General features: G+C 69.0%; 3 protein-coding genes. 2 read left to right on the top strand and 1 reads right to left on the bottom strand.

The annotated features are described in order from the left end of the window. Positions 1-29 precede the first annotated feature (29 nt). A complete protein-coding gene (locus MSZK_RS09870) occupies positions 30-1,457 on the bottom strand; it encodes an NAD(P)/FAD-dependent oxidoreductase (protein WP_099247382.1) in 1,428 nt (475 codons plus the stop codon). Positions 1,458-1,522: 65 nt separating this feature from the next. Here MSZK_RS09870 and serA point away from each other — a divergent pair, with 65 nt between their 5' ends. Then, positions 1,523-3,109 carry a phosphoglycerate dehydrogenase gene (gene serA, locus MSZK_RS09865; protein WP_099247380.1) on the top strand — a complete coding sequence of 529 codons (1,587 nt, stop codon included), beginning with the start codon at positions 1,523-1,525 and terminating at the stop codon, positions 3,107-3,109. After that, complete coding sequence (locus tag MSZK_RS09860; RefSeq protein WP_099247378.1) at positions 3,106-4,119, top strand: 3-isopropylmalate dehydrogenase; 1,014 nt, start codon at positions 3,106-3,108, stop codon at positions 4,117-4,119. Before serA ends, MSZK_RS09860 begins: the two co-directional genes overlap by 4 nt. The last annotated feature ends 85 nt before the right edge of the window (positions 4,120-4,204 follow it).

The raw sequence follows: 4,204 nt of genomic DNA, 5'->3' as shown, positions 1-4,204 counted from the left end.
GCGAACGAAAACGCGCCGAAATCGCGGAATTACGGGGCCAGCGACGGCAGCGGAAGGCCGAACTCCCGCTTGAGGACCGTGCGCGCGGCGTAGTAACCACACATCCCGTGCACCGCCGTTCCGGGCGGTGTCGCCGACGAACTCAGGTATGCCTTGGGGATCGGCGTGGTCCACGGGTTCCAGCGCAGCGTCGGCCCCACCATGGCCGCGAACAGAGTCGCGCCGCCGACGATGATGTCGCCGCCGACATAATTGGCGTTGTAGGTCGACATCTCGGCGGCGGTCACGCACCGCGACGCCAGCACCAGATCCCGGAAACCCGGGGCGGCCCTCTCGAACAGGCCGATGACGCTTTCGGTGACGTCCTCGGTCGAGTTGGCCGGGACGTGTGCGTAGGTCCACAGCGGTCGTCGCCCCGCGGAATCGATTCGCGACGGGTCGGCCAGATGCGGTAGCGCCGCCAGGGTCATCGGAGCCTCGGCGTGGCGGCCCGCGGCGATCTCCTTCTCCGAGTAGGCCATCTGGGCCCTGGTCCCACCCATGTGGACCGTGGGGGAGTTTGCCATTCGCTCGTCGCGCCACGGAATATCGCCCGAGAGCACGAAGTCCACTTTGCAGACGCCCGGCCCATACTTGTAGCGCCGCAACGATTTTGCGTAACTGCTCGGTATGGAAGCGCCGTAGATGTCCAGCAGTGCCGTCGGCGCGGTGTCGTAGATGACCACCCCGGGCGGAGGTGAGGTCACCGGTTCGCCGACGACGAGTTCACCACCGTGAGCCTGGAGATCGGCGAGCATCGCGTCGACGATCACCTGGCTGCCACCGATCGGCACCGGCCAGCCCGCGGTGTGGGCCACGGTGCCGAGCATGATCCCGGCACCGCCGTTCACCGGCGAGGGCATGGTCGAAATCGCATGCGTACCAACACCGGTGAACAAGGCGCGGGCGTCCTCGCCGCGAAGCACACCCCAGGCCGGGCTGCCCTGGGCGAGTACCCGAAGACCGGACCGCACGGTGGTGATGAGATCGGGCGGCACTGAGCGTTTGTCGCCGAGGAAGAACCCGAGTACTCCGTCGGGATGGGCGGCCAGCGGGCCGAACAAGCGCCGCCACGAGCTGCCGTGCTCGAGCTCGGCGCAGGTGCGTTCCAACGAGTGGTAGGCGATCGCGGCGGGCCGGTTCGGCAGCGGATTGGCGTAGGAGATCTCCGGAACTACCAATTCGACACCGCGCGCCGCGAGATCGAACTCGGCGAAGAACGGCGAGGCGATCGCCATCGGGTGTACCGCCGAGCAGACGTCGTGGCGGACGCCGGGGAACTCCGGGTCGGCCGCGGTGCGCGCGCCACCGCCGAATGTCGGCTGAGCCTCCACCACACGCACCGACAAACCGGCTCGCGCGCAGATGACGGCGGCCGCCAACCCATTGGGACCACTACCGACGACGGTCACGTCCACCCATCAAGTAGACCGCACCGCAGCCGATGATCGTGCACCGGGCGACAACCACTAGGCTGACCGGCGTGAATCTGCCCGTTGTATTGATCGCAGACAAGCTTGCCTCCTCGACCGTCGAGGCCCTGGGCGACCAGGTCGAGGTCCGCTGGGTCGACGGCCCCGACCGGCCCAAACTGCTGGCCGCGGTCGCCGACGCGGACGCGCTGCTGGTGCGCTCGGCGACCACGGTGGACGCCGAGGTGATCGCCGCCGCGCCGAAACTGAAAATCGTCGCCCGCGCGGGCGTCGGCCTGGACAACGTCGACGTCGACGCCGCCACCGCCGCCGGTGTGCTGGTCGTCAACGCGCCCACCTCGAACATCCACAGCGCCGCCGAGCACGCGCTGGCACTGATGCTGTCGGCTGCGCGCCAGATCCCCGCCGCCGACGCCACGCTGCGCGAGCACACCTGGAAGCGCTCGTCGTTCTCGGGCACCGAGATCTTCGGCAAGACCGTCGGCGTGGTGGGCCTGGGCCGGATCGGGCAGCTCGTCGCCCAGCGGCTGGCCGCCTTCGGCACCCATGTCATCGCCTACGACCCGTACGTGTCGGCGGCCCGCGCGACCCAGCTGGGCATCGAGCTGCTGCCGCTCGACGAGCTGCTGGCCCGGGCGGACTTCATCTCCGTGCACCTGCCCAAGACCCCGGAAACCGCGGGCTTGCTCGGCAAGGAGGCCTTGGCCAAGACCAAGCCCGGTGTGATCATCGTCAACGCCGCCCGCGGCGGTCTGATCGACGAGCAGGCGCTGGCCGACGCGATCACCGGCGGCCATGTCCGCGCTGCCGGGCTCGACGTGTTCAGCACCGAGCCGTGCACCGACAGCCCGCTGTTCGAGCTGCCGCAAGTAGTGGTCACCCCGCACCTGGGCGCCTCCACTGCCGAGGCCCAGGACCGGGCCGGCACCGACGTGGCGGCGAGTGTGAAGCTGGCGCTGGCGGGGGAGTTTGTGCCGGACGCGGTCAACGTCGGCGCGGGCGCGGTCAGCGAAGAGGTGGCGCCGTGGCTGGACCTGGCCCGCAAGCTGGGCCTGCTGGTCGGTGTGCTGTCGACCGGGGCCGCCTCCAACCTGTCGGTGCGGGTCTCGGGTGAGCTGGCTTCCGAAGATGTTGAGGTGCTGAAACTTTCGGCTCTGCGCGGATTCTTCTCGACGGTCACCGATCAGCAGGTGACTTTCGTCAACGCCCCGAATCTGGCCGCCGAGCGCGGTCTGCAGAGCGAGCTGAGCACGGCCAGCGAGAGCCCCAACCACCGCAGCCTGGTCGATGTGCGGGTGGTCGGGCCCGACGGCACGGCCACCAATGTGTCCGGAACGTTGTCCGGGCCGCAAGAGGTCGAGAAGATCGTCCAGATCAACGGGCGCAACTTCGATCTGCGGGCCGAGGGCGTGAACCTGGTTCTGCACTACTCCGATCAGCCCGGCGCGCTCGGCAAGATCGGCACCCTGCTCGGCGATGCGGGGGTGAACATCCTGGCCGCGCAGCTCAGCCAGGACACCAGCGGCCGTGCCGCCACCGTGATGCTGCGGCTGGATCGCGACGTCAGCGACGAGGTTCGCTCGGCGATCCGCGCGGCCGTCGGCGCAACGACCCTGGAAGTGGTGGACCTCTCGTGACAAGACTGGCGGTTATCGCGGGCGACGGCATCGGCCCGGAAGTCATCGGCGAAGCACTCCAGGTGCTCGACGTGGTGCTGCCCGGCGTGGACAAGACCGAGTACGACCTCGGGGCCCGGCGCTACCACGCCACCGGCGAACTGCTCACCGCCGAGACCATCGAGGAACTGCGCGGCTACGACGCCATCCTGCTCGGCGCGATCGGTGATCCGTCGGTGCCCAGCGGTGTGCTGGAACGCGGGCTGCTGCTCAAACTCCGGTTCGCTCTGGACCACCACGTCAACCTGCGGCCGGGACGGCTGTACCCGGGCGTCAGCAGCCCGCTGTCCGGGGTGACCACCATCGACTTTGTGGTGGTGCGTGAAGGCACCGAGGGCCCTTACACGGGCAACGGCGGTGCCCTGCGGGTCGGCACCCCGCACGAAGTGGCCACCGAGGTGAGCGTGAACACCGCGTTCGGCGTCGAGCGGGTGGTGCGCGACGCGTTCGCCCGCGCGCAGGCCCGGCGCAAACACCTGACGCTGGTGCACAAGACCAACGTGCTGACCTTTGCGGGCAGCCTGTGGTCCCGCGTGGTCGCCGAGGTGGGCGCCGAGTATCCCGATGTCGAGGTGGCTTATCAGCACATCGACGCGGCCACCATCCACATGGTCACCGATCCGGGCCGGTTCGACGTCATCGTCACCGACAACCTGTTCGGCGACATCATCACCGACCTGGCTGCGGCGGTCTGCGGCGGGATCGGACTGGCCGCCAGCGGCAACATCGATGCCACCCGGACCAACCCGTCGATGTTCGAACCCGTGCACGGCAGTGCTCCCGACATCGCCGGCCAGGGCATCGCCGACCCGACGGCGGCGGTGATGTCCGTGGCTCTCCTGCTGCGTCACCTCGGGCAGGACGCCGCGGCGGACCGGGTGGACGCGGCGGTCGGCACCCATCTGGCCACCCGCGGGGACGCGACGTTCTCGACCCGTGAGGTCGGCGACCGGATCCGGGCCGCGCTCTAGTTGTAACTCCCAGACAGGTTGTGAACGGCGTGGTGAGCGGAAGTAGGTGAGGACCTCCGGTATCGGTGTGGTTACCAAACACGCA

Origin of the sequence: Mycobacterium sp. shizuoka-1, assembly GCF_002723835.1 — a bacterium.
GTDB lineage: Bacteria > Actinomycetota > Actinomycetes > Mycobacteriales > Mycobacteriaceae > Mycobacterium.
This window is presented reverse-complemented; position numbering and strand designations above follow the sequence as displayed.